The sequence below is a fragment of the Streptomyces sp. NPDC048637 genome (assembly GCF_040650675.1).
Taxonomy (GTDB): Bacteria; Actinomycetota; Actinomycetes; order Streptomycetales; family Streptomycetaceae; genus Streptomyces.
The window spans coordinates 37,148-59,502 of record NZ_JBEZHQ010000027.1; the positions used below are offsets into that span (position 1 = coordinate 37,148).

The 22,355-nt window shown below is 71.8% G+C and carries 21 protein-coding genes and 1 pseudogene; 11 read left to right on the forward strand and 11 right to left on the reverse strand.

Translation table 11 applies throughout. The features are described 5' to 3' along the window. Positions 1 to 12 precede the first annotated feature (12 nt). Together AB0C46_RS28225 and AB0C46_RS28230 are read left to right on the forward strand one after the other, a co-directional pair. Positions 13 to 837, forward strand: a complete 825-nt coding sequence (locus tag AB0C46_RS28225) for a hypothetical protein (RefSeq protein ID WP_362831190.1) — start codon at positions 13 to 15, stop codon at positions 835 to 837. A 42-nt stretch (positions 838 to 879) separates the two neighbouring features. Further along, positions 880 to 1,203, forward strand: a complete 324-nt coding sequence (locus AB0C46_RS28230; protein ID WP_362831191.1) for a putative quinol monooxygenase — start codon at positions 880 to 882, stop codon at positions 1,201 to 1,203. 117 nt (positions 1,204 to 1,320) lie between these two features. On the opposite strand, the gene AB0C46_RS28235 is transcribed toward AB0C46_RS28230, so the two are convergent. Continuing rightward, entirely contained in the window at positions 1,321 to 2,637 is a 1,317-nt protein-coding gene (locus AB0C46_RS28235) for a phosphoribosyltransferase family protein (RefSeq protein WP_362831192.1), read from the reverse strand. A 146-nt stretch (positions 2,638 to 2,783) separates the two neighbouring features. Here AB0C46_RS28235 and AB0C46_RS28240 point away from each other — a divergent pair, with 146 nt between their 5' ends. Then, the gene (locus AB0C46_RS28240) at positions 2,784 to 3,608 is read left to right on the forward strand and encodes an HAD-IIA family hydrolase (RefSeq protein ID WP_362831194.1); all 825 of its coding nucleotides are present in this window, start codon (positions 2,784 to 2,786) and stop codon (positions 3,606 to 3,608) included. 195 nt (positions 3,609 to 3,803) lie between these two features. On the opposite strand, the gene AB0C46_RS28245 is transcribed toward AB0C46_RS28240, so the two are convergent. Beyond that, positions 3,804 to 4,523 carry a histone deacetylase gene (locus tag AB0C46_RS28245; protein WP_362831196.1) on the reverse strand — a complete coding sequence of 240 codons (720 nt, stop codon included), beginning with the start codon at positions 4,521 to 4,523 and terminating at the stop codon, positions 3,804 to 3,806. 235 nt (positions 4,524 to 4,758) lie between these two features. Between AB0C46_RS28245 and AB0C46_RS28250 the strand changes: the two genes are divergently transcribed. Continuing rightward, on the forward strand, positions 4,759 to 5,856 hold the full coding sequence (locus AB0C46_RS28250; protein ID WP_362831197.1) for a hypothetical protein: 1,098 nt from the start codon (positions 4,759 to 4,761) through the stop codon (positions 5,854 to 5,856). A 124-nt stretch (positions 5,857 to 5,980) separates the two neighbouring features. Here AB0C46_RS28250 and AB0C46_RS28255 read toward each other — a convergent pair whose 3' ends face one another. Continuing rightward, positions 5,981 to 6,568 carry a nucleoside deaminase gene (locus AB0C46_RS28255; protein WP_362831198.1) on the reverse strand — a complete coding sequence of 196 codons (588 nt, stop codon included), beginning with the start codon at positions 6,566 to 6,568 and terminating at the stop codon, positions 5,981 to 5,983. A gap of 75 nt (positions 6,569 to 6,643) precedes the next feature. Here AB0C46_RS28255 and AB0C46_RS28260 point away from each other — a divergent pair, with 75 nt between their 5' ends. The 5 genes from AB0C46_RS28260 (at position 6,644) to AB0C46_RS28280 (ending at position 12,320) form a co-directional block, all read left to right on the forward strand. After that, positions 6,644 to 7,630: an antibiotic biosynthesis monooxygenase gene (locus tag AB0C46_RS28260; protein WP_362831199.1), complete on the forward strand. Its 987-nt coding sequence runs from the start codon at positions 6,644 to 6,646 to the stop codon at positions 7,628 to 7,630. A 10-nt stretch (positions 7,631 to 7,640) separates the two neighbouring features. Continuing rightward, positions 7,641 to 9,038, forward strand: coding sequence for an FAD-binding oxidoreductase (locus AB0C46_RS28265; RefSeq protein ID WP_362831200.1), 1,398 nt, complete (start codon positions 7,641 to 7,643; stop codon positions 9,036 to 9,038). A 76-nt stretch (positions 9,039 to 9,114) separates the two neighbouring features. Further along, positions 9,115 to 10,662, forward strand: a complete 1,548-nt coding sequence (locus AB0C46_RS28270) for an ATP-dependent DNA ligase (RefSeq protein ID WP_362831201.1) — start codon at positions 9,115 to 9,117, stop codon at positions 10,660 to 10,662. A gap of 5 nt (positions 10,663 to 10,667) precedes the next feature. Beyond that, positions 10,668 to 11,141 carry an NUDIX domain-containing protein gene (locus AB0C46_RS28275; RefSeq protein ID WP_362831202.1) on the forward strand — a complete coding sequence of 158 codons (474 nt, stop codon included), beginning with the start codon at positions 10,668 to 10,670 and terminating at the stop codon, positions 11,139 to 11,141. 165 nt (positions 11,142 to 11,306) lie between these two features. After that, entirely contained in the window at positions 11,307 to 12,320 is a 1,014-nt protein-coding gene (locus tag AB0C46_RS28280) for a winged helix-turn-helix domain-containing protein (RefSeq protein ID WP_362831203.1), read from the forward strand. 70 nt (positions 12,321 to 12,390) lie between these two features. On the opposite strand, the gene AB0C46_RS28285 is transcribed toward AB0C46_RS28280, so the two are convergent. From AB0C46_RS28285 to AB0C46_RS28305, 5 genes and pseudogenes are all read right to left on the reverse strand, one after another. After that, positions 12,391 to 13,383 (reverse strand): zinc-dependent alcohol dehydrogenase family protein, encoded by a 993-nt coding sequence (locus AB0C46_RS28285; RefSeq protein WP_362831204.1) that lies wholly within the window; start codon positions 13,381 to 13,383, stop codon positions 12,391 to 12,393. Next, positions 13,380 to 14,255: a carbohydrate ABC transporter permease gene (locus AB0C46_RS28290; RefSeq protein ID WP_362831205.1), complete on the reverse strand. Its 876-nt coding sequence runs from the start codon at positions 14,253 to 14,255 to the stop codon at positions 13,380 to 13,382. Before AB0C46_RS28290 ends, AB0C46_RS28285 begins: the two co-directional genes overlap by 4 nt. Continuing rightward, positions 14,252 to 15,235 (reverse strand): sugar ABC transporter permease, encoded by a 984-nt coding sequence (locus AB0C46_RS28295; RefSeq protein WP_362831206.1) that lies wholly within the window; start codon positions 15,233 to 15,235, stop codon positions 14,252 to 14,254. Before AB0C46_RS28295 ends, AB0C46_RS28290 begins: the two co-directional genes overlap by 4 nt. Then, positions 15,216 to 16,547 (reverse strand): annotated as a pseudogene (locus tag AB0C46_RS28300) (sugar ABC transporter substrate-binding protein). The gene AB0C46_RS28295 and the pseudogene AB0C46_RS28300 overlap by 20 nt, the downstream one beginning before the upstream one ends. Positions 16,548 to 16,798: 251 nt before the next feature. Continuing rightward, positions 16,799 to 17,560: a DeoR/GlpR family DNA-binding transcription regulator gene (locus AB0C46_RS28305; RefSeq protein WP_362831207.1), complete on the reverse strand. Its 762-nt coding sequence runs from the start codon at positions 17,558 to 17,560 to the stop codon at positions 16,799 to 16,801. 308 nt (positions 17,561 to 17,868) lie between these two features. Here AB0C46_RS28305 and AB0C46_RS28310 point away from each other — a divergent pair, with 308 nt between their 5' ends. Next, a complete protein-coding gene (locus AB0C46_RS28310) occupies positions 17,869 to 18,327 on the forward strand; it encodes an STAS domain-containing protein (protein WP_362831208.1) in 459 nt (152 codons plus the stop codon). Between the two features lie 37 nt (positions 18,328 to 18,364). Here the strand turns inward: AB0C46_RS28310 and AB0C46_RS28315 are convergent, their stop codons facing one another. The 3 genes from AB0C46_RS28315 to AB0C46_RS28325 all read right to left on the reverse strand — a co-directional run bounded on the left by AB0C46_RS28315 (position 18,365) and on the right by AB0C46_RS28325 (position 21,129). Then, on the reverse strand, positions 18,365 to 19,540 hold the full coding sequence (locus tag AB0C46_RS28315; RefSeq protein ID WP_362831210.1) for a sialidase family protein: 1,176 nt from the start codon (positions 19,538 to 19,540) through the stop codon (positions 18,365 to 18,367). 189 nt (positions 19,541 to 19,729) lie between these two features. Further along, positions 19,730 to 20,482 (reverse strand): hypothetical protein, encoded by a 753-nt coding sequence (locus AB0C46_RS28320; protein ID WP_362831211.1) that lies wholly within the window; start codon positions 20,480 to 20,482, stop codon positions 19,730 to 19,732. Positions 20,483 to 20,484: 2 nt separating this feature from the next. Further along, positions 20,485 to 21,129, reverse strand: coding sequence for a sigma factor-like helix-turn-helix DNA-binding protein (locus tag AB0C46_RS28325; protein ID WP_362831213.1), 645 nt, complete (start codon positions 21,127 to 21,129; stop codon positions 20,485 to 20,487). A gap of 385 nt (positions 21,130 to 21,514) precedes the next feature. Between AB0C46_RS28325 and AB0C46_RS28330 the strand changes: the two genes are divergently transcribed. Then, positions 21,515 to 22,333, forward strand: a complete 819-nt coding sequence (locus tag AB0C46_RS28330) for an SAM-dependent methyltransferase (RefSeq protein ID WP_362831214.1) — start codon at positions 21,515 to 21,517, stop codon at positions 22,331 to 22,333. The last annotated feature ends 22 nt before the right edge of the window (positions 22,334 to 22,355 follow it).

Sequence of the window (22,355 nt, forward strand, 5' to 3'; positions counted from 1 at the left end):
GGGGCTGTTGCCATGTCACCCGGCACGACGGATACCGCTGCCGGTGGCCGGCTGTCGCAGTTTCTCGACAGCCCCGTCATCGGCATGTCGCCGTGGATCGCGATGTCGGTCCTCGTCGGGCCGGGCCGCTTCGAGCTGGCGGTCGGAATAGCCCTGGCGCTCGCCGTGGCGCTCGTCATCATGGGCCGCATACGCCGTCCCGGGAGCTCCTTCAAAATCCTTGAGATCTGCGATGTGGTGTTCTTCGCGGTGATGGCGGTCATCGGCCTCTTCGCCTCCCCGGGCGCACACCGCTGGCTGGAGAACTATGCGGGGGAGGTCGCGAACATCGCGCTGATGGCGATCGCCCTCGGGTCCATGGCGTGCCGGGTGCCGTTCACCCTGCAGTACGCCCGGGAACAGGTGCCCCGGGAATTCTGGAACGAGCCCAGATTTCTGCGGACCAATTACTACATCACGGGTGCGTGGGGTGCCGCATTCGGTGTGGCGGCGATAGCGGGAGCGTATGGCGACCTCGTGCTGCACAATTCCCATAACCTCTGGACGGGCTGGATCATCCAGATCGCGGCCATCGTCGCGGCCTTGCAGTTCACGGAGTGGTACCCGGACGTCGTGCGGGCGCGGTCGCTGCGCGAACGGAACCTTCCCGGCCCGCCCGAACCCCCGGTGAGCAGCTTTCTCATCCCGCTGGCGGGCTATCTGACGCCGGTGGGCATCCTGGTGCTCGCCTTCGGTGCCGGGCCGGTGTGGCTGGGGGTGGCGCTGATCGTGCTCGGGGTGGTAATCGTCAAATCGCTGAGCCGTCCCAAAGAGGCCGAACCGGACGCCTCGGGGTGAGGGGTTGACGGCACCGGGTGCCAGGTGATCTAGAATTGGCGGATGATCTTTATCGTCGTCAAGTTTCCCGTGAAGCCCGAGTACGCCGAAGAGTGGCCGCAGCACGTCACCGCCTTCACCGAGGCCACCCGCGCCGAGCCCGGCAACCTGTGGTTCGAATGGTCCCGCAGTATCGAGGACCCGAACACCTATGTCCTGGTCGAGGCATTCAAGGACGACGCCGCCGAAGCGCATGTCAATTCCGACCACTTCCGCGCCGGGATCGAGCAGATGCGCCCGCTGCTGCGCCGCACCCCCGACATTGTGAGCACCACCATCGAGGGCGCGGACGGCTGGAGCGCGATGGGTGAGATCACCATCGACTGAGAGCGTCGGCTGAGGCCGTCGGCTGAGAGGTCATCTGAGGTGATCGACGAGGTCATCTGAGGCGATCGACCGGAAGGCCATCGGCTGACGGGCCGCAGCGGGCTCGCTCAAGGCCCGCTACGACTCCTTCACCAAGTGGCTGATGAACCAGTCCCGGGCGAGGTCGGCGACCTGCTGGAGCGCGCCGTGCTCCTCGAAGAGATGGGTGGCGCCGGGAATGATGTCGAGGCGGGTATCGCAGCGCAGCGCCGCCTCGGCCTCCCGGTTGAGGTCGATGACCAGGCTGTCGTTGCCGCCGACGATGAGCAGAGTCGGCGCCCGTACCCCGGGGAGCAGCGGTCCGGCGAGGTCGGGGCGGCCACCGCGGGAGACCACGGCACCGACGTCCGCGCCGGGGGAAGCGGCGGCCCACAGCGCCGCCGCGGCGCCGGTGCTCGCGCCGAAGTAGCCGACCGGTACGGCGGTGCGGTCGCGCAGCCAGCCGGTGGCGTCCGTGAGCCGCTCGGCGAGGGTGGCGATGTCGAAGACGTTCGCCCGGTGGGCTTCCTCGGCCGGGGTGAGCAGATCGAAGAGCAGGGTGCCCAGACCCGCCTCGTTCAGGGCCGCCGCGACCAGCCGGTTGCGTGGGCTGTGGCGGCTGCTGCCCGAGCCGTGCGCGAACATCACCACCGCCCGGGCGCCTGCCGGCAGGCTGAGGTCCCCGGTCAGCCGGACCCCGGCGGCGTCGATCGCCACCTCCTTCTCGACATCCTCGCCCGCCGCGGTCTGCGCGTCCGGCGCGGAGCCTTCCGGCTCTGGACCGGCCGCGGCCTGGGCCAGCAGCGCGACGACTTCGTCGTCGGGGGTCTGGGAGAAGTCCTGGTACCACTCGCCGACGGCGGAGAAGGCGAACGGGGTGGAGAGACAGACGAATTCATCGGTCGTGCTGCGCAGCCGCTCGGCCGCGTCCGGAGGCGCCACGGGTACGGCGAGCACCACACGGGCCGCGCCCTGGGCGCGTACCACCTGGCACGCGGCCGCCGCGGTGGCGCCGGTCGCGATCCCGTCGTCCACCACGACCGCCGTCCGGCCTTCGAGGGAGAGCCGCGGCCGCCCGGCACGGAAACGCTCCGCCTGCCGGGCGAGTTCCGCCGCCTCGGCATGCTCCACGGAGGCCAGATCCGCCTGTTCGAGCCGGCCCCGGCGGACGATGTCGTCGCTGATCACCCGCACGCCGCCCTCGCCGATGGCGCCGAATCCCAGCTCGCGCTGGTAGGGGACGCCCAGTTTGCGGACCACGATCACATCGAGCGGGGCTTTGAGCGCCCGCGCCACTTGGAAGGCCACCGGGACCCCGCCACGGGGCAGGCCCAGCACGACGGGCTCTTCCCCCTCCAGGTGCCGTAGCGCTTCGGCGAGACGGTGCCCCGCATCCGCGCGGTCAGTGAACAGCACAGTGTGCACCCCCTAGCCAGGGGAGAACGGAAGCTGCGTTCACACCTCACTTCGAAATAACCCCATCCACGGCTACTTCGCAAGTCGGGCGGTGGACCGGCCCGGCCGTCCGCCCGGCCACGGCCGGCCGTGGTTACCGTCGGCGTATGAAAGGAATCGGAGCGGTCCTGATCGATATCGACGGTGTGCTCACCGTGTCCTGGAAGGCGCTGCCCGGCGCGGTCGCGGCCATGGAGCGGCTGCGCGCCGCCGGACTCCCGCTGCTGCTGGTCACCAACACCACCTCGCGGACCCGCGCCGTGATCGCCGGGCGGCTGGCCAGGGAGGGATTCCCCGTCGGCGCCGACGACATTCTGACCGCACCCGCCGCCACCGCCGCCTACCTGCGCGAACACCATCCGGACGCGCGCTGTCTGCTGATCAACAGTGGGGAGGTCCGGGCGGATCTGGAGGGGGTGGAGGTCATCGGGGAGGGGGCCGGCGAAGAGGGCCGGGGGGCGCCGGATGTGGTGGTTTTCGGCGGTGCGGGCGACGAATTCAGCTATGCGGCCCTCAACACCGCCTTTCGCCATCTGCAGCGCGGTGCCCGGCTGGTCGCCATGCACCGCAATCTCTACTGGCGTACGGCGGACGGGCTCGACCTCGACACCGGAGCCTTCCTGCCGGGCCTGGAACGGGCCGCCGGGGCCGAGGCGGTGGTCACCGGCAAACCCGCCGAAGCGTTCTTCGCCACCGCCCTGGCGCACCTCGGCGCCTCGGCGTCGGAAACGCTGATGGTGGGCGACGACATCGAGTCCGATGTGCTGGCGGCGCAGCGCCACGGGCTCACCGGGGTGCTCGTCAAGACCGGCAAATATCTCCCGGAGACCCATCGCGCGGCCGGCGGCACCCCGGACCGGGTACTCGACTCCTTCGCCGAGCTGCCGGGACTGCTCGGTCTGCCCGGCCCGCGGGAGCGGCCCGCCCCGTGAGCCGGGGTGGAGATCACCCTGCGGCAGCGGCTCCGGGGCGCCGGTAGTGGAGCAGGACGACGCCGGGGCCCGAAGGTCCGGGTCCCAGGGCGTGCGAGGTCGGTCCTGGCGTCCGAGGCGCTCCCGTGTCCCCGGGGCGGGCGCGGCGGCGGCCGGTACGCGGTGCGGACGGTGTGCCGGGAGCGGGGCGGACGGTCAGGGCGGGGCGGTGAGGAGCGCCGCGATCTGCGTCGCCGTCCAGTGTCCGTCGGCTCCCGGGCAGCCGGCGAGATATCCGGCGGCCTGGCGGGCGCTCCACCCGTGGGAGGCGACGATGCCGGCCGCGATATGCCGCAGATAGGCCGCGGAGGGCGGGTTCACGGCGACGTCCTGGCTGCTCCACGGGGCGGTGCAGGTCAGCACCGGGTAACCGTCCAGCAGTCCGGCGCACACCAGCGTCTCGTACCGGCCGGGGCCGAGCCGGGACCGGCCACGGGTGACGGCCTCCGTCAGATCGAGATCCTCGCCGGGCTCCCGGTACATCTCCTGAGCGGCGATATCGGAGAACTGGGAGAGCGTCAGCAGATAGCCGCGGGCGGGCAGTTCGTCGATTCCCGGCCGACTGTCCCCGTGGCCGTACGGTGCGGCGCCGGGGTCGTAGAAGGCCCTGCCGCCGGTCCACACCTGCGATTCGGTGGCGAAGTAGAGCAGTCCCGGCAGCATGATCGGTGCCGTACGTGCGGGGCCGCGGGGGTCCCGGCAGCCCGGGTAGCTGCGCAGTCCACCGGCCGGCCGGCCGCCGGCCAGGTAGGCGGTGAGCCGGTCGAGATGCATGTTGGAGCCGTAAGCGGCGTACCACAGCCGGTGGACGGGGGTGCGGTGCCGGACGGCTTCGGGAGCGTCGTCCAGGGCTTCGAGGCGTCGGGGCCTGATCACGCTCTCACGCTACGCGGACCGGCCCGCCGCCGGGGCGCTCGGCAGGGCCGCCGGCGGGCGGCCGGGCGGGGCGATGACGTACGGGCGAGCGGCCTGGGTCAACCTGGCTTGATCGTTACCACCATGGGTTTTGCCGCGGAGGGTCTGGAGATGCGCACTGCACGGACCGGACCGGACCGGTCCGCACGACAACCGGTGTCCGGCCGCCGGCCGGATGCCGGGGGACGGAGACAGTGTGGCGGACGACGGAGACAGTGTGGCGGACGAGGTGCCAGGGCGAACCGACGCAGAGATACGCACGGCCGGGGTGGCGGGCCGCCGTCCCACGGTGGCGCCGCACGCGAGCCGGCGTCAGATGCTCGCGGCCACGACAGCGGCCGGGCTCGGACTGCTCACCGCCTGCGCGGGCACGTCCTCGCGTGCCGGCTCCGCGTCCAGGGCCTCACCGCCCGGCGGGCCGGGGTCTCCGTCGGCCGGGACCGGCACCCCGGGCCCGTCCGGCTCCGCGCCCTCGGGCCGCCCGACGAAGCGCCGCCGTCCCGAACTCCCGCGCGGCGGAAGGGAATTGTTCCCGCGGTACCGGCTGGTCGGGTTCTGTGGCCTGCCGGGCGCCGCGGCGCTCGGCAGGCTCGGGACCGGTGACCCCGGGCGGCGGGCCGCCGAGGCGGAGAAGGTGGCGCACTCCTACGCCGCGGGGCGTGAACCGCTGCCGGTACTCGAACTCCTGGCGACGGTCGCCAACTCCACGGCCGGTGCGGACGGCAGGTACCGCTCACGGACGCCCGACCACACCATCCGCCGCTTCCACCGGCTGGCGCGCACCCGGCGCGGGCTGCTGCTGCTGAACATCCAGCCGGGCCGTGCCCGGGTGCTCGACGAGGTCAAGGCGCTGCGCGACTGGCTCGTCCACCCGGACGTGGGGATCGCCCTCGACCCGGAATGGGAGATGCGCCCGGGCGAGGTGCCAGGCGACACCTACGGGCACACCGACGGCCATGAGCTGACCGAGGTCGCCCGCTATCTGTCCGGGCTGGTCGAGGCGCACGATCTGCCGCAGAAGCCGCTGGTCTTCCATCAGGTCGCCACGTCCGTGGTGAGCGAGCAGTCGGCACTGCGTCCCCAGCCCGGCGTGGCGCTGATCAAGAGCGCCGACGGCATCGGCTCGCCCGGCCTGAAGCGCGGAACCTGGCGCAAGCTGGTCGACGACCTGCCCGATGGCCTGCACACCGGCTTCAAGCTCTTCTACGAGGAGGACGCCGAGGGCAGTCGCCTCATGACGCCGAAGGAGGTACTGGCCCTCCGGCCGCAGCCGGAGTACGTGATGTACGAGTGAGCCGTCCGGAACGTTTCAGATCCTGACGGCTCAGGTGCAGGTCGGGGCCGGCGGCCCGCCGCGCGACGGACATCGGTCTGCCCGCCCTCGCGGCGGCCGGTGACCCGTTGTCAGTACGGGGTTGTCAGTACGGGTGCTTGTCCGGCCGGTCGGTCCATGCCGCATAGGCATGGGCGCCCATCTCGGGGTAGATCTGTGCGATCTTGATCCGTCGCTCGTCGAGAGGCCTCTTGAAGTCCTCGTACTGGAACGTGTCATCGAAGCCGATCCGCGCGGTGTCCGCCAGGTCGCAGCTGTAGTACACCGCGTCGATCCGCGACCAGTAGATGGCGCTCATGCACATCGGGCAGGGGGCGCCGCTGATGTAGATCGAGCAGCCCTGCAGCATACGGGCGCGTTCCGCCACCGGGTCCGGTGACCCTTCGGGCCGGGGGACGTACTCCAGCGTGCTCTCGTTCTGATGCTCCACGGCGATTGACGGAGCCTCAGGGTTGAGGATCTGGATGGCTTTGCGGATCGTCTCCATCTCGGCGTGGGCGGTGGGGTCGCCGGTCAGCAGAACGCGGTTCTGCCCACGGGCGAGGATGTCCCCGTTGCGCGTGAGCACCGCGCCGAACGGGCCGCCCCAGCCGTTCTCCACGGATTCCGTGGCCAGCCGTACGGCCTCTGCGAGGAGTTCTTTGTCTTCCATCACGGACTCTCCGATCGGCATCGGTTCCTCTGCGGGAATGGACTGAACAAATGCCCAATTTGCCCCATAATTCCCTTATGTACTAGGCTACTCGATGTGAGTGCCCGTGCAAGCCGTGATTCCACGGCCGTCAACGCCACCGTCGTGACCTCGCTGAAGGTGCGCGAGGGCCGGGCCGGCGAGTACCAGCGCTGGCAGGACAGAACGAATGAGGCGGCCCGCGAATTCGAGGGTTTTGTGGGTGCCGAGGTTTATCCGCCCGGCGCCGGTGAGGCCAATGAATGGGTGGCCGTATTCCGCTTTTCCGCCATGGATTATCTGACCGCATGGCTGGATTCGGACCGGCGGCAGGAGTTGCTGCACGAAGCGCACGGACTCTTCGAGGGCCCCCCGACGCAGGAGGTGCTCCAGGGCGGCAGTCCCGCCCAGCCGGCTCCGGAGGTGGTCACGGCCGTGATCTCCCACGAGGTGAAGCCGGGCCGCGAAGCGGGCTTTCAGCACTGGCAGGAGAAGACGCTCAGGGAGCAGGAGAAGGCACCGGGCTTCATGGGGTCCGAACTGTTCGCGCCGGTGGCGGGCGTGCAGGAGAACTGGGTCGTCGTCTTCCGGTTCGATTCGCGTGCGCACCTCGATGACTGGCTCGAATCCGACGTACGCAAGAAGCTGTTGGAGGAGGGGAGCAAATACTTCACCTCCTACGACGTGCGCAAGGTCGGTTCGTCGTTCAGCGGGTGGTTCCGGTTCGACCACGGCACGGACCAGAGCGCGCCGCCCAACTGGAAACAGGCCATGACCGTTCTGCTGGCCCTCTATCCGACGGTGATGGTGCTCAACCTGACCGTGGGATACGGACTGGAGAAGCTCGAAGTCCGGGAGTACATCGGCTTGTTCCTCTCCAATGTGCTGAGCGTCAGCGCGCTGACCTGGCTGCTGATGCCGACGGTGAACAGGGTGCTCGCCTTCTGGCTGGTGCCCGCCCGTGTCCGCACCCGCCGGGTGCAGGTGCTGGGGATGGCGCTGGTGGTGTTCTGCTATGCGGTGTTCATCGGCGTCTTCGGCATGATCACTGGCCAGATCTGGTGAGGAGGCCGCAATGCGCCCACGGGCAACGGCAGTTGCGGCGGACATCGAGGGCCCGCTGATCCGGCGGGGTGACCCCGGCTACGAGGACGCCCGGACCGGCGCGGTGTGGAACGAGGTCACGCCCCGGCGGTTCCCCGAGGCCCTGGTGCGGGCCGCCACGGAAGCGGACGTGGTGCACGCCCTCACCGGTGCCCGCGCCCAGGGCCTGCGGGTCTCGATGCGCTCCGGCGGGCACAACTGGTCCGGCTCACCACTGCGCGACGGGGGCCTGCTGCTCGACCTCTCCGGGCTCCGGCAGTGCGGCAGCACACCCGCGCACGGCACCGGCCCGGCGACCGCCACGGTGGGGCCCGGCGCCACCGGTCAGGACCTGGTCGCGGCCCTCACCCCGCAGGACCTGGCCTTCCCCGTCGGCCACTGCCCCACCGTGGCGGTCGGCGGATTTCTGCTCAGCGGCGGCCTCGGCTGGAACTCCCGCGCCTGGGGCGCCTCCTGCGCCGACGTACGGGAGATCCGGGCCGTCACCGCCGAAGGGCGGACGGTCACCTGCAGCGACACCGAGTACCCCGATCTCTTCTGGGCCGCCCGGGGCGCCGGGCCGGGGTTCTGCGCGGCCGTCACCGGCTTCCGCCTCGCCCTGCACCCCCACCCTGCCTCGATCATGACGACCGGCCTCACCTTCCCGCTGGCCGAGGTCACCCGGGTCACGAAGTGGGCGGAGCCGCTCGCGCGCCGCCTCCCGCCGTACGTCGAAACGGCCTTCGTCCTCGCGTCCTCCGGTCCACCGGCGGCCGGCATTCCGCGGGGACCCCGGATCACGGTCGCCGCCACCGCGTTCACCGCGACGGACCGGGACGCCCGGCAGGCGCTGGAGCCGTTCGCCGACTGCCCCTTCGGCGCCTGCGCCGTCACCCGGCGGCCGCCCGCTCCGGTGTCCTTCGCCGCCCTGCACGAGGGCGCGGCGGCGATCTGGCCGCCCGCACACCGGTATGCGGCGGACACTCTGTGGTCACCGGAGAGCTACTCCACCCAGCTGACCCGGATCGCCGAGGCGGTCGCCCACGCCCCCTCCGGGAAGTCCCTGGTGCTCTCGCCCGTGCAGCCGGTCTCCCAGGACCCCGCGCTGCTGCGGAACATGGCTTTCGCCCCGCTCGGCAACTCCTACCTCGTGTGTTACGCGATCTGGGACGACCCGGCCGGGGACCTGGACAATGCGCGCTGGCTGCGGGACGCCATGGCCGCCGCGGACCCCGGGGGCGACGGCTGCCACTACATCGCCGAGACGGACCTGGAGGCCGATCCCGCACGGGCCCGGCGCTCCTACGCCCCCGCCACCTGGGACCGCCTGCAGGAGATCAAGGCCCAGTGGGACCCGGAAAACCTCTTCCACTCCTACCTCGCCCCGTGAGACGGGGCACCGGGACGGGCGCGGGCCCCCGCCGCCCGGGGAAGCGGGGACGGCGCCGCGGGGGCACCATGGCCCTATGCTGCTGGCGCATCTCGCACAGGTGTCGGGGGAGGTCGCCGCGACCTCGGCGCGTTCGCGGAAGATCGCGCTGCTGGCCGGGCTGTTCCGGGCCGCGGCGCCGGAGGACGTGCCGGTGGTCATCCCGTATCTCGCCGGACGGCTGCCCCAGGGGCGGATCGGGATCGGCTGGAGCGTGCTGCGCGAGCCGGTGCCGGCCGCGGACCGCGCCACGTTGACCGTACGGGACGTGGACACGGCACTGACCGGCCTGGCCCGGGTCTCCGGGTCCGGGGCGCAGGCCGAGCGGCGCGCACTCGTCCGGGAGCTGCTGGCCGCGGCGACGGCGGAGGAGCAGCGGTTCCTGACCGGTCTGCTCACCGGCGAGGTGCGGCAGGGCGCGCTGGACGCCATCGCGGCCGAAGGACTCGCCGCCGCGACCGGGGTGCCCGCGGCGGACGTCCGGCGGGCCGTGATGCTGGCGGGATCGCTGCCGGACGTGGCGCGGGCGCTGCTCGCCGAGGGGCCGCCGGCGCTCGCGGAGTTCCGGCTCACCGTCGGCCGGCCCGTCGGGCCGATGCTGGCGCACAGCGCCAAGTCGGTGGCCGAGGCGGTCGACCGGCTCGGCGCCTGTGCCGTGGAGGAGAAGCTCGACGGCATCCGCGTCCAGGTGCACCGCGACGGGCCGGACGTCCGCATCCACACCCGCACCCTGGACGAGGTCACCGACCGGCTCCCCGAGGTCACCGCGGCCGCCCGGGACCTGCCGGCCACCCGCTTCATCCTCGACGGCGAGGTGATCGCCCTGGACGGCGCGGGCCGGCCGGTGCCGTTCCAGCGGGTCGCGGGACGGTTCGGCTCGCGGGTGGACGTCTCCGCGGCGCGGGCCGCGCTGCCGCTGTCCCCGGTCTTCTTCGACGTACTGTCGGTCGACGGCCGCGACCTGCTGGAACTCCCCGGCGAGCAGCGGCATGCGGAGCTGGCCCGGCTGGTCCCCGAGCCGCTGCGGGTGCGCCGCCAGGTGGTCCGCGACCCGGCCGACGCCGCCGCCCGCGCGGCCGCCGAGGAGTTCTGGGCCGACACCCTGCGCCGGGGCCATGAGGGCGTCGTGGTCAAGGCACTGGACGCCCCCTACAGCGCGGGCCGCCGCGGCGCCGCCTGGCTGAAGGTCAAGCCCGTGCACACCCTGGACCTGGTGGTGCTGGCCGCGGAGTGGGGACACGGCCGGCGCACCGGGAAGCTGTCCAACCTCCACCTCGGGGCGCGGGCACCGGACGGCGGCTTCGTGATGCTGGGCAAGACGTTCAAGGGCCTCACCGACGCCACCCTCGGCTGGCAGACCGAGCGGCTGCAGGAACTCGCGGTGGCGGACAACGGCCATGTCGTGACGGTGCGTCCGGAACTCGTCGTCGAGATCGCCTACGACGGGCTGCAGACCTCCTCGCGCTACCCGGCGGGCGTGACCCTGCGCTTCGCACGGGTGGTGCGCTACCGGCAGGACAAGACGGCGGCCGAGGCGGACACCGTCGAGACCGTGCTCACCGCGCACGACGGCGGGGCGTCGTAGCCGCCATGGCCGGGAAACGCAGTGCCGGACTGCTGCTGTACCGGGGCACGGCGCACGGTGTCGAGGTGCTGCTGGCGCACATGGGCGGGCCGTTGTGGGAACGGCGGGACGCGGGGGCGTGGTCCGTGCCCAAGGGCGAGTACGTACCACCGGAGGAAGCCTGGGACGCGGCCCGGCGGGAGTTCGAGGAGGAGCTGGGCATCCCGCCTCCCGAGGGGCGCTGTCTCCCGCTGGGCGAGGCCCGCCAGTCGAGCGGCAAGGTGGTGACGGTCTGGGCCGTCGAGAGCGATCTCGATCCGGAGCGGGTCGTGCCCGGCACCTTCGAGAGGGAGTGGCCGCCCGGATCCGGGGTGGTCGGCACGTTCCCCGAGATCGACCGGGTGGCCTGGTTCGGCCCGCAGGAGGCGCGAACGCGGCTGGTGGCGGGCCAGCGGGTGTTCCTGGAGCGGCTGGCGGAACGGCTCGCGACCGGGGACTGACCGCGGGCGCCGCGCACTCCCCGGCTTCACCACCCGCGCAGGCCACACGCCACAACTCGCCCTGGACACCCCCGTTTCGCACCGGCAGTCTGGCGGCGGGGCCGTCCGACCCGGTCCCGAACGGGGGCCCTGGCAACGGGGTCATGAGCATGCCGCGGGGGCCGCATGTTGCGTATTCACTTCGAAGACCGGGATATCGCGCGGGTACAGATAGCCGACGCACCCGATCCCCTGTGGGAGACGGTGCTCGCCCTGCACCATGTCGCACCGGCGGCGCGCGGGGTACCGGTGTACGGCGCCTGGCGCGCCCGGGCCCGCCGCGAACTGGACGCCCGGGGACTGACCCGCGCCGCCCGGCTGATCAGCGCACTGGCCCCGGCCGAGGCCCGCTACTTCCCGGACTTCCTCACTCCCGACGCGTCCCGCGACGGGCTGGCCGCCGGGCTGGCGGCGCTGCGGGACACCTCCCCGGTCCGGCTGACCGCGGAATCCGCGCGGGCCGCGCTGCCGGACCGGCTCCCGCGCTGGACCGCCGCGCTGGCCGCCGGGAGCCGGGAGCCGCTCGACGAGCTGGCCCGCGCGCTCCAGGAGGTGCACCGCGCGGTGATCGCCCCCGACTGGACGGAGGCGGCCGCCACGGTCGACTCCGACCGCGGCGCCCGCGCCCGCGCCCTCTGCCGGGGCGGCGTCGACGGGATGCTCAACAGCCTCCGCCCCGCGCTCCGTTGGGAGCCGCCGGTGCTGTACGTCGACTATCCCCAGGACCGCGATCTGCGGCTGGGCGGGCGGGGGCTGCGGCTGATCCCCTCGCACTTCTGCTGGCGCCGGCCCATCGCCCTCGCCGACCCCGGCCTGCCGCCGGTCCTGGTCTACCCCGTGGAACACTCCACGGCCTGGGCACCGGCCACCACCCGCAGCTGTCATCCGCAGGCGCTGTCCACCCTCCTCGGCCGCACCCGGGCCCGTATCCTCGCCGCGCTCGACGCGCCGGCTACCACGGGTGAACTGGCCCGCCGCTTACGGGTCTCCGCCCCCTCGGCCAGCGAGCATGTGAGCGCGCTGCGGGAGGCCAACCTGGCCCGCAGCCGGCGCGACGGCGGCTCGGTCATCCATGCCCTCACCCCGCTCGGCACGGCGCTGCTGCACGGTGAGCTCGCCCCCGTACGCCTGCCGAACTGAGCGCCGGGGACGAGTCACCCACTGCCGGACCGCCACAGGGCCTGCCTTGCGGATCAGCCCCGGGCCCGGCTCACGGCCGTACCAGGATCTTCCGGCCTTCGCCCGCCCGGAAGCGGCCCAGCGCCTCCGCATAGTGGTCCAGCGGGAGCCGGTCGCTGATGAAGACCTCCGGGTCCAGGGCGCCCGCCGCGAAGAGTTCCGCGGCGCGTTCATAGCTGTGCAGAACGGCCATCGAGCCGGTGATGGTGATCTCCTGGTTGTAGATGCGGTAGGGCTCGATGGTGGCGCGGGCGGCGTAGTCGGCGACGCCGAACTGGAGGTAGGTGCCGCCCTTGCCGACCCGCCCCAGGGCGTCCTGGATGGCGTGCTCGTTGCCGGTGGCGTCGATGACCACGTCCCAGCCGCGCGGGCGGTCCAGTTCGTCGGCGGAACCGGCCGCGCTGCTGCAGCCCAGGGTGCGGGCGGTGGCCAGCCGCTGCGGGTTGATGTCGACGACATCGACCCCGGCCGCCCCGGTGCGCTTGGCGAGTTCGAGCATCATCAGGCCCATCGTGCCCGAGCCGTAGATGAGGACCCGGGTGCCCAACTGCTGGGAGCGCAGGATGTCGTAGCCGCGCACGGCGCAGGACAGCGGCTCGATCAGGGCCGCGTCCTCGGTACGGATGTGATCGGGCAGCTTGACGCAGTTCCCGACGGGGGCGACGGCGAACTCGGCGGCGCCGCCCGCCGTGGTCACCCCGATGGCGGCCCAGCGCTCACAGAGGTTGTTGCGGCCGATGCGGCAGTAGTGGCACTCGAAGCAGTAGAGCGAGGGGTCGACGGCCACCCGGTCGCCCTCGGCGAGTTCGGTGACGGCGCTGCCGGTCGCCACGACCGTCCCGGCGAACTCATGGCCCGGAACGACGGGCAGGGTGGGGGCGAACTCGCCCTGGAGGATGTGCAGATCGGTGCCGCACAGCCCGCAGGCGGCGACGGAGACCACGACCTCGCGGGGGCCGGGCGCCGGGTCCTCGACGGTGGTGACCTCGACCGTGCCGGGGGCGCTGATCACTGCGGCTTTCATTTCACGGCTCCAAGCGACAGGCCCTGGACGAGTTTGTCCTGGGCGGCGAATCCGGCGACGATCACCGGGAGGGAGATGACGGTGGCGGCGGCGCACACCTTGGCCAGGAACAGGCCCTGGCTGGTCACGAGTCCGGTCAGGAACACCGGCGAGGTACCGGCCACGATGCCCGTCAGGACCCGGGCGAACAACAGCTCGTTCCAGCTGAAGATGAAGGAGATCAGGGCCGTGGCCGCGATCCCCGGCATGGCGACCGGTGCCACGATCCGGGTCAGCGTGGTGGTCAGCCCCGCGCCGTCGATCGACGCGGCCTCCAGCATCTCCACCGGGACCTCGGCGAGGAACGAGCGCATCATCCACACCGCGATCGGCAGGTTCATCGAGGTGTAGAGGAGGACCAGCAGCCAGATGCTGTCCAGCATCCCGGTGTTCTGCGCGACGAGGTAGATCGGCAGCAGCCCGGCCACCAGCGGCAGCATCTTCGTGGACAGGAAGAAGAAGAGGACATCGCTCCATTTGCGTACCGGCTTGATGGCGAGGGCGTAGGCGGCGGGCACCGCCAGCAGCAGCACCAGCACAGTGGCGACGACGGAGGCGGTCAGCGAGTTGATCAGCGGCGGCCAGGGGCTGACTCCGCTGCCCGCGCCGAAGAACTCGCGGTAGCCGTGCAGACTCAGCCCGGCGCCGACGCTCGGCGGGTTGGTCGCCGCGTCCGTCTCGCTGTGGAAGGACGTCAGCACCATCCAGGCGACGGGCAGGAAGAAGCCGATCCCGCACAGCCAGGCCGCCAGGCCCAGCATGCTGCCGGTGCGGCGCCGGCGCCGTGCGGCGGGGGAGCCGGGGCGGCGCGGGGCCAGGGGGGCGCGGTTCATCGGGTGACCTCCTCGCGCAGCAGGGACGAGACGGTGCGCAGCGCGAAGGTCGCCACCAGCAGCGAACACAGCACCACGACGACGCCCTGCGCGGACGCCCGTCCGTAGTCATGGGCCTGGTAGAAGGTCTGGTAGATGGTGTACGGAAGGTTGGCCGTGCCGAGTCCGCCGGAGGTGATGGTGAACACCGCGTCGAAGTTCTGCACGACGTACACCGTGCCCAGCAGCGCGGCCAGTTCGAGGTAGCGGCGCAGATGCGGCAGGGTCAGATAGCGGAAGATGTCGAAGGCGGAGGCGCCGTCCATCCGGGCCGCCTCGACGGCGTCCGTCGCCCGGCTCTGTAGCCCGGCCAGCAGGATCAGCATCATGAACGGTGTCCACTGCCAGATCAGCGACACCTCCACCGCGGCCAGCGGCGAGTCGGTCATCCAGTCCGGCTGCGGCGGGTCATCGCTGCCGAACAGCCGCCAGATCCACGTCAGTGAGCCGTTGAGCAGCCCGTACGAGGCGTTGTACAGCGCGTGCTTCCACAACAGTGCGGAGGCGACCGGGACGACCAGGAACGGCGTGATGAGCAGGGTGCGGACGATCCCGCGGCCGCGGAAACCACGGTCGAGGAGCAGCGCCAGACCCAGCCCGAGCAGCAGGCTGACCAGCACCACGGTCACGGTCAGCAGCACCGTCGTGCCCACCGAGGCGCGCATCGCCGGATCGGTGAAGACGGCCCGGTAGTTGTCGAGGGCGGCGAAGCCGCGGTGCTCGGGTGCCAGCGCGTTCCAGCGGGTGAAGGAGATCACCACGGTCGCCACGAACGGGAGTTGGGTGACGATGACGAGGAAGACCAGCGCGGGGAGAAGAGGGGCGCGGCGGGCCCAGTTCTTCGCCCGCTCGGTGCGGCGGGCGCGGGCCGCGGGGCTGCCGCCGCGGGGCACGGCGACCGCCTCGGCCCCGGGAGCCTGCTCAGTGGTCCGTATAGGCATCGGACACCTCCTGCGCCGGTCGCCGGCTCTTCCTGAGGGCCTCGGACACGCTCTGCTTCCCGGCGATGGCCGAACTGACCTCGTGGGAGACCTTGGTGCCCAGGTCGGCGAACTCGGGGATGCCGACGAACTGGATGCCGGGGGCCGGGCGCTGCTGTACGCCGGGGTCGCCCGGCCGGGCCGAGCTGATCGCCCGCTCGGTCGGTCCGGCGAACGCCCCGGACGCCTTGACGTAGGCCGGATCGCGGTAGAGGGAGGCCCGCTTGCCACCGGGCACCCTCGACCAGCCCAGCTCGCGGCCCACCAGCCGTTCATAGCCCTTGCCCGAAGCCCAGCGGATGAACTTCCATGCCGCGTCCTGGTGCGTACTGGCCTTCTGTACGCCCCACGCTCAGGTGTAGAGCCAGCCCGCGTCACGGGTCCGCTCCACCGGCGCCGGTGCGTAGCCGACCTTGCCCGCGACCTTGGAGTCGGCGCTCTCCAGCGAACCGGCCCCGGCCGTCGCGTCGTACCACATGGCGACCTTGCCCTGCTGCATGTCGTTGAGGCACTCGGTGTAGCCGGCCTGCGGGGCGCCCGCCTCGCCGTGCCTGCGGACCAGATCGACATAGAACCGGGTGGCCCGGGTGAACTCGGGGCTGTCGACCTTCGGCTGCCAGTCCTTGGTGAACCAGGTGCCGCCGAAGGTGTTGACGACGGTGGTCAGCGGGGCCGCCAGCTGGCCCCAGCCGGGCTGGCCGCGCAGACAGATCCCCTTCATGCCCTTGCGGAAGCCGTCCAACTTGGCTGCCAGGGCGGCCACTTGGTGCCAGGTGGGCCGTGCGGGCATGGTCAGCCCGGCTTCCTTGAGGAGGTCCTTGCGGTACATCAGGAACGAGGACTCGCCGTAGAAGGGCTCCGCATAGATCTTGCCGTCGGCGGCGGTGAGGGAGGAGCGGACCGGGGCGAGGATGTCGCCCTGGTCGAAGGCGCGGTCCTTGGCGGCACGGGTGCCCAGCTCGGTCAGCCAGCCGTTGCGGGCGTAGATGGGCGTCTCGTAGTTGCTGACACTCGCCACGTCGTACTGCCCGGCCTGGCTGGAGAAGTCCTGGCTCATCTTGTCGCGCAGATCGTCCTCCGGCAGCACGGTGAAGTTGACCTTGATGCCGGTCTCCTGGGTGAAGTGCTCGGCGGTGAGCCGCTGCAGATCCACCATCTGCGGATTGTTGACCATCAGGACATTGATGGTGTTCCTGCCGCTGTTGCCCGCGTCGCCGGCGCCGCGGTAACAGCCGGCGGTGGACAGGGTCAGGGCCACGGCGAGGGCGGTCAGCCCTAGGGAGCGGCCGCCGCGGCCTGGTCCGGGGGATCGTGCTCTCACGGCTCGTACCTTTCTGGGGACAAGGGGGCATGCATGTCCGGCGAATGCCGCACAAGCGGCGGTTCCAGGGCGTACGGCGCCGTTTCGCGGGTACGACCGGGAGCCGTCCGACGGCCGGCGGTGCGGGCCCGGCCTTCGGCGGTCAGCTGTGGGGGATGTGGTGCCGCGGTGCGGGGCCGGTCGTCCGGCGGCCCCGGCCGCGGTCAGACCCGGAGCACCTGCGGCCCCAGGAGCGAGTAGCGATGCGCCTCCGGCGCGGACAGCCCCGCGTCGGTGACGATCGTGTCGAAGTCACGTACCTCGGCGAACCGGCAGAAGCTGCTGGCGCCGAACTTGCTGTGCACCCCGACCAGCACCCGCCGCCGCGAGGAGCGGACGGCCTGCTCCTTCACCTCGGCGACCGCCGGATCCGGGGTGGTCAGGCCGTGCTCCCGGGAGACGCCGTTCGCCCCCAGGAACGCCAGGTCGATCACGAAGCGGGCGAGCATGTCCCGGGCCCAGGACCCCACCGTCGCCTGGGTCCCGGAGCGGACCCGGCCGCCGGCCAGCAGGACGGTGGTCGATTCGGACGCCGCGACCAGCGAGGCGGTCCGCAGCGAAGCGGTGAGCACGGTCAGCGGCCGGTCGGTGGGCAGCAGCGTGGCGACCAGCTCAGGGGTGTAGCCCTCGTCGACGAACACCGTCTCGGCCTCGCCGGCCAGCGCCGCGGCGGCCGCCGCGATCCTGCGCTTCTCGTCCACCTGCTGGGTCTCCCGCCGGGCCAGCGTGGTCTCGAACCCGGCGCTCTCGACCGGATACGCCGCGCCGTGCGTACGCCGGACCAGGCCCCGGCGCTCCAGCTCGCTCAGATCGCGCCGGACGGTCTCGCGGGCGACCCCGAATTCCGACGCGGCCTCGGCGACCTCGACCCGGCCGGACTGCCGGGCGAGCGCGAGGATGCGATGTTGGCGTTCCTCGGCCCTCATGGCGCACTCCTGCCGACTTCTGGGTGTTTCCGGTCTGCGTTCGGTCACGGGGCTGCCCGTTTCCGCCCGCATCAGGTTTATAGCAACCGGGGCGGCGCGAAAGGCTGCCCGTAACAGCAAAAAACCTGACCGTTTCTGCCCGCTTCAGGGCGCTGTCAGCTTGGCCGTATGCACGAACGGGTGCCCGTACGGCACGTGGGGAGGGCCCGTACGGACGCGGCGGGCCGGGGCGGTGTCCGGGGCGGCCCGTTGCGCCCCGGCGGGACACCGCGGTGGTGCAGTCGGCGGCGGCGCTTAGTCTGGACGGCATGAGCTCGGAGATGCGGTCGTTGGCGGTCACTGCGATCGTGCAGGCGGAAGAGTGCGCGGTGCTGCGGGTGAGCGGAGAGCTGGACCTCCGCACGGAGCAGGCCTTTCTCGCCGAGGCACGGTCGGTGGTGTCGGCCGGCCACCGCTTTCTGGTGCTCGATCTGACCGCGCTGCGCTTCTGTGACTCACGGGGGCTGAGCTGCCTGCTCGCCCTGGAATGGCTCTGCCGGCGCCTGGAGGGCAGGCTCCTGCTGGCCTCGCTCGGCGTACGCATGCTGCGGCTGCTGATCGGCACCCAGTCCCTCGGCGTCTTCTCCTGCTACCCCACCGTCGGCCATGCGCTGACCGCGGTCCCCGACGCCAGCCGCCCGGCGTGGCCGCCCTCGGTGGAGGACCCGTCCGAGGCAAAGGCCGAGGAAAAGGCCGGGGGGAAGTCCGAGGAAAAGGATGACTCCTGAGGCCTGAGGCCTGAGGCCTGCGCCCTGAGGCCTGCGGTCAGCCGGCCGGACAGTTCACGCCCAGCCAGGCGTCATCGAACCGGGCAAAAGTGATCTTCCGGTACGGTCCGGATTCGTAGAGCAGTCCGAAGGTCCTGTCCTTCAACCGGGTCAGCGTCGAGTAGGCCGCCGGACCCGGTGCGACGGACCGGGCGATGGGCCAGCTCTGGCCGTCGTCGCAGGACGCCCGCACCGTGAGGTTCTCGCGGGCGCCGGTGCTCGCCGTATTGCTGAACAGCAGCCAGTGCGCCCGCGCCCGGTGCGGCGGTGCCGTCGGGTCGTAGCGCAGGATCGAGGCATTGTTGGCCGGATCGATCAGCTCGTCGTCCGCGACCGGGACGCCGTACGTCAGCCCGCCGTCCCGTGAGTGTGCGACCAGCCGCCGGGTGGTGCTGCTGGTGCGGCTGTTGAGCATGACGCGGCCATCGGCCAGCTCGACGGTCTTGTTCTCGTCCATCAGCGGCCCCACCGGCGTCCCCATGCGCCAGCTCGCGCCATGGTCGTCGCTGTACGCGCTGGCCGCCCACATGCTGCCGTCGGCCTTGCGGAACGCGTACTGCTGCAGCAGGCGTCCGCCGGCGAGCTGGTTGCCGGTGCCGGACGAGGCGAAGATGCCGCGCCAGGAGGGGTCCTTGAGGTCATGGGTGATCCGCCGGCTGCGCCAGCTGCGGCCGTCGTCGTCGGAGTAGCGGTAATCGGTGTGCAGCACGGTGGTGCTGTCGTGGGCGTTGCCCGTGCCCGCGCTGCCGAAGCCGACCCCCTTGGGCGCGTAGGCGTGGAAGAGGAAGACCCGGCCGGTCGTGCGGTCGACGAGCAGGCTCGGATCGCCCGCGCCCACCCCGCCGTCGTAGTCCACGGCCGCCTGCGCGGCGCTCCAGGTGCGCCCCTGATCGGTGCTGCGGCGCACCATCACATCCACATTGCCCGGCAGATCCGCCGCGCTGTCGTTGCGCCGGTCGTAGGCCGCGACGAGGGTGCCGTCCGGCAGCGTGGCCAGCGCCGGGATGCGATAGGTGTGCGCCCCCTGACCGGACACCGCCAGATCGGTGGACTCGAACAGGGACGGCCGGCCGGCGGCGCGGTGCGGGGGGACGGCGGGTGCCGCGGGGGCGGTCAGCAGGCCGGCGCCGACGGACAGCAGCGTGGCCAGTGTGACGGGACGGGCGGCTCTCACCGGTACCTCCAGGACGGGGCACGGCACGGGGCACGGCACGGGGCGCGGCGGGCGGCGCCAAGCCACGGACCTCGGACGTTCTGCGAATCTAAGGTCCGGGTGACACCCCGTCAATTCAGGCGGGGGAGGGGAGTGATGAACCGGCGAAGAGGCAGGTGGGCAGGTGGACGTGGGGTGCGCGGCGGGAGGCTATTCGGCCCGGCCGAGGTCCCGGACGAGCGTGGGCGAGGGGCGGGGGATCGCGCCGAAATCCTCGTCGTCGCCGTCCACGACGAGGCGGTTGATCACATTCTCCAGCGCGGTCGGCAGGGTCGGCGCGAGCCCGCTGTGCCACTGGACGAGGAGGTTGTGCCGGGCCGCGTCCGGCAGCAGCTGCTTCTCGTCGAACGCGGCCACCGAGCGGCGGTCCTCGTCCGGCGCGTGGGCGGCCTGCTCGCGCCAGTAGGCGGCGTCGCGGTACTCGCCGTCACGGCGGTGGGACAGATACAGGCAGTAGGCGGCCGTCCGGCTGCCGGCGCCGGCGCCGAAGTGCCACCAGAAGTGCGCCGCGTCGGTGCGCCCGGTGATGTGCAGCAGACAGGCGAAGACCAGCGCGCCCTCGGGGTCGATGTGATGGTCGTCGACCAGCCGTTCCAGGCTCGCCGCGGCCGCCGCGGCATTGACGACCAGCGCGCACGCCAGCTGGAGCTCATGGGTGGCCTCGTCCCGGGCGCTGGGATAGGTGCTGGGCGCGCCCTGGTCGGCCCGGAGCGGCCGCGCCGTCGTCGGCGGACCGCCCGCGGCCCCGGACCCCGCGCGCAGCGCCGCGCCGAGGCCGCTGAGCGCCCCCGCGTCATCGAGGTCGCAGAATCCGGCCAGGTCATCGATTCCGGACACCGCCGCGGCCGCGCTGAGCAGCGTCTCGACGGTCTCCCGGCGGTCGGCGGGACGGGTGTGCCACATGGTCAGTTCCCCCTTGCGTTTCCCTGGTCGATGCCGAGCGCGGCGGCGAGCTTCCGTTTGCCGCGGCTCGCGTAGGAGCGGACGGTGACTTCGTCGACGCCGAGCAGCGAGCCGATCTGTGCGTCGCTGTACCCGATGACATGACGCAGCACGATCACATCGCACTGCCGCTCCGGCAGCCGGGCGATGGCCGCATACAGCCCCAACTGGCTCTCCAGCATGGCGAATTGCTGCTGACACTCACGCAGCAGGGCCTGGGTGACGACGGCGAAGGCGGCGGTTTCGGTGAGCGCGGTGGGCTGGTGGTGGTCGTACAGCCACTCCACGACACGTTCCTTGAGGACCGACCAGGCGTACGCCTCCACCGACGCCTGCCGTAGCGCATGCGGCCACAGCCGGCCGAGCTGCCCGTACGCCGCCCGGGTGACCTCACGGGCCGCGGCCTCGCTGCCCGTGTGCAGATAGGCGTAGGTCAGCCACTTCCGCGCATGTGTGGCCAGGAACGCTTCGAAGGTGATCGACAGTCGGTGGTCGAACGGGGCCGGCGCGGAGCCCGGGAGCGAACAGCGGGGAAGTGGGGCTAACTCCGCGGTACGGACATGCGCCGGAGCGCACGCCGGCAGCGGTCGGTCCCGGTCTGCACTCACGAGCCGTCCTCGTTCCGTTTGCCGTGCACCGAGCCGGGCGCCGAGGGGCCACCGGCAGCGGGAGGGCGGTTGCCCTCACCTTCCAATGAACCGGATAGCGAGCCCATTTGTGGCATGGGTAGGGTAAAAATCTGCCGCTGCGTATTCATATGACTACGCATGACAGTGGCATGTGGCCGCCCATGACGGTGGCACGGCGCGGCCCGCCATGGACCTCGTCGGGTGCGCTCCGGCACGACCCGGGACATACGGGGCGCCGCACTCCAACGGCCGGGCGTGCGACGGCGTTTGATGTGCTGTCCGGGCGCGCGCGGTTCATGGAACGGGCATCATGGTGCGCGGGGGAGGCGCCGGGCGGGATGCCGGATTGGGGAGGCAGCGCACGATGAGCGAGCACGATTCCGTGGTGGACCTACGGCTGGACCGGGCCCACTCGTCCCGGATCTATGACTATTTCCTGGGCGGCAAGACCAACTTCCTGGCCGACCGGATGGCCGCCGGGAGTGTGCTGGGCGTCTTCCCCGCCGCGCTGGTCGCCGCCCGCATCAACCGCGAATTCATGCACCGCGCCACCCGCGTCCTCGCCGCCTCCGGTCTGCGGCAGTTCCTCGACATCGGCACCGGTATCCCCACCCCGCCGAACCTCCACGACATCGCCCAGGGCGTCGCGCCCGACGCCCGGGTGGTCTACACCGACAACGACCCGATCGTCCTCGCGCACGCCGCGGCCCTGCTGATCGGCACCGCCGAGGGCCGCACGGCATACGTCCAGGCCGACGTCAATGACCCGGAGGGCATCCTCACCGCGCCACAGTTCCTCGACACCCTCGATCTGACCCGCCCGGTCGCGCTCAGCCTGAACGCCCTGATGCACTTCGTTCCCGACGACGGCCAGGACCGCGCCCACACCATCGTCGAGACCCTCAAGGCCGCGCTGCCCAGCGGCAGCGCCCTGGCGTTGAGCCATGCGACACCGGACTTCAGCCCCGGGGCGATGCAGAAGATCATCAAGATCTACGGCGATGCGGGCACCCGGCTCCAGTTCCGCTCCCGCGCCGAGATCCTGCGCTTCTTCGACGGCTGGGAGCTGCTGGAACCGGGCGTCACACTCTCCCACCAGTGGCGCCCCGACCGTCCCGAGGACGCCACCCATGTCACCGACGCGGAGGCCGCCTGTTACGCGGGCGTCGCCCGCAAACCCTGAGCGGGGCCGGCGGCCTCTCGCG

Excerpts from the sequence above, each read along its gene's own strand:
- AB0C46_RS28225 (WP_362831190.1), top strand. The coding sequence starts at position 13 with ATGTCACCCGGCACGACGGATACCGCTGCCGGTGGCCGGCTGTCGCAG.
- AB0C46_RS28230 (WP_362831191.1), top strand. The coding sequence starts at position 880 with ATGATCTTTATCGTCGTCAAGTTTCCCGTGAAGCCCGAGTACGCCGAA.
- AB0C46_RS28240 (WP_362831194.1), top strand. The coding sequence starts at position 2,784 with ATGAAAGGAATCGGAGCGGTCCTGATCGATATCGACGGTGTGCTCACC.
- AB0C46_RS28255 (WP_362831198.1), bottom strand. The coding sequence starts at position 6,568 with ATGCCGATCGGAGAGTCCGTGATGGAAGACAAAGAACTCCTCGCAGAG.
- AB0C46_RS28265 (WP_362831200.1), top strand. The coding sequence starts at position 7,641 with ATGCGCCCACGGGCAACGGCAGTTGCGGCGGACATCGAGGGCCCGCTG.
- AB0C46_RS28270 (WP_362831201.1), top strand. The coding sequence starts at position 9,115 with ATGCTGCTGGCGCATCTCGCACAGGTGTCGGGGGAGGTCGCCGCGACC.
- AB0C46_RS28275 (WP_362831202.1), top strand. The coding sequence starts at position 10,668 with ATGGCCGGGAAACGCAGTGCCGGACTGCTGCTGTACCGGGGCACGGCG.
- AB0C46_RS28280 (WP_362831203.1), top strand. The coding sequence starts at position 11,307 with ATGTTGCGTATTCACTTCGAAGACCGGGATATCGCGCGGGTACAGATA.
- AB0C46_RS28285 (WP_362831204.1), bottom strand. The coding sequence starts at position 13,383 with ATGAAAGCCGCAGTGATCAGCGCCCCCGGCACGGTCGAGGTCACCACC.
- AB0C46_RS28290 (WP_362831205.1), bottom strand. The coding sequence starts at position 14,255 with ATGAACCGCGCCCCCCTGGCCCCGCGCCGCCCCGGCTCCCCCGCCGCA.
- AB0C46_RS28295 (WP_362831206.1), bottom strand. The coding sequence starts at position 15,235 with ATGCCTATACGGACCACTGAGCAGGCTCCCGGGGCCGAGGCGGTCGCC.
- AB0C46_RS28305 (WP_362831207.1), bottom strand. The coding sequence starts at position 17,560 with ATGAGGGCCGAGGAACGCCAACATCGCATCCTCGCGCTCGCCCGGCAG.
- AB0C46_RS28310 (WP_362831208.1), top strand. The coding sequence starts at position 17,869 with ATGAGCTCGGAGATGCGGTCGTTGGCGGTCACTGCGATCGTGCAGGCG.
- AB0C46_RS28320 (WP_362831211.1), bottom strand. The coding sequence starts at position 20,482 with ATGTGGCACACCCGTCCCGCCGACCGCCGGGAGACCGTCGAGACGCTG.
- AB0C46_RS28330 (WP_362831214.1), top strand. The coding sequence starts at position 21,515 with ATGAGCGAGCACGATTCCGTGGTGGACCTACGGCTGGACCGGGCCCAC.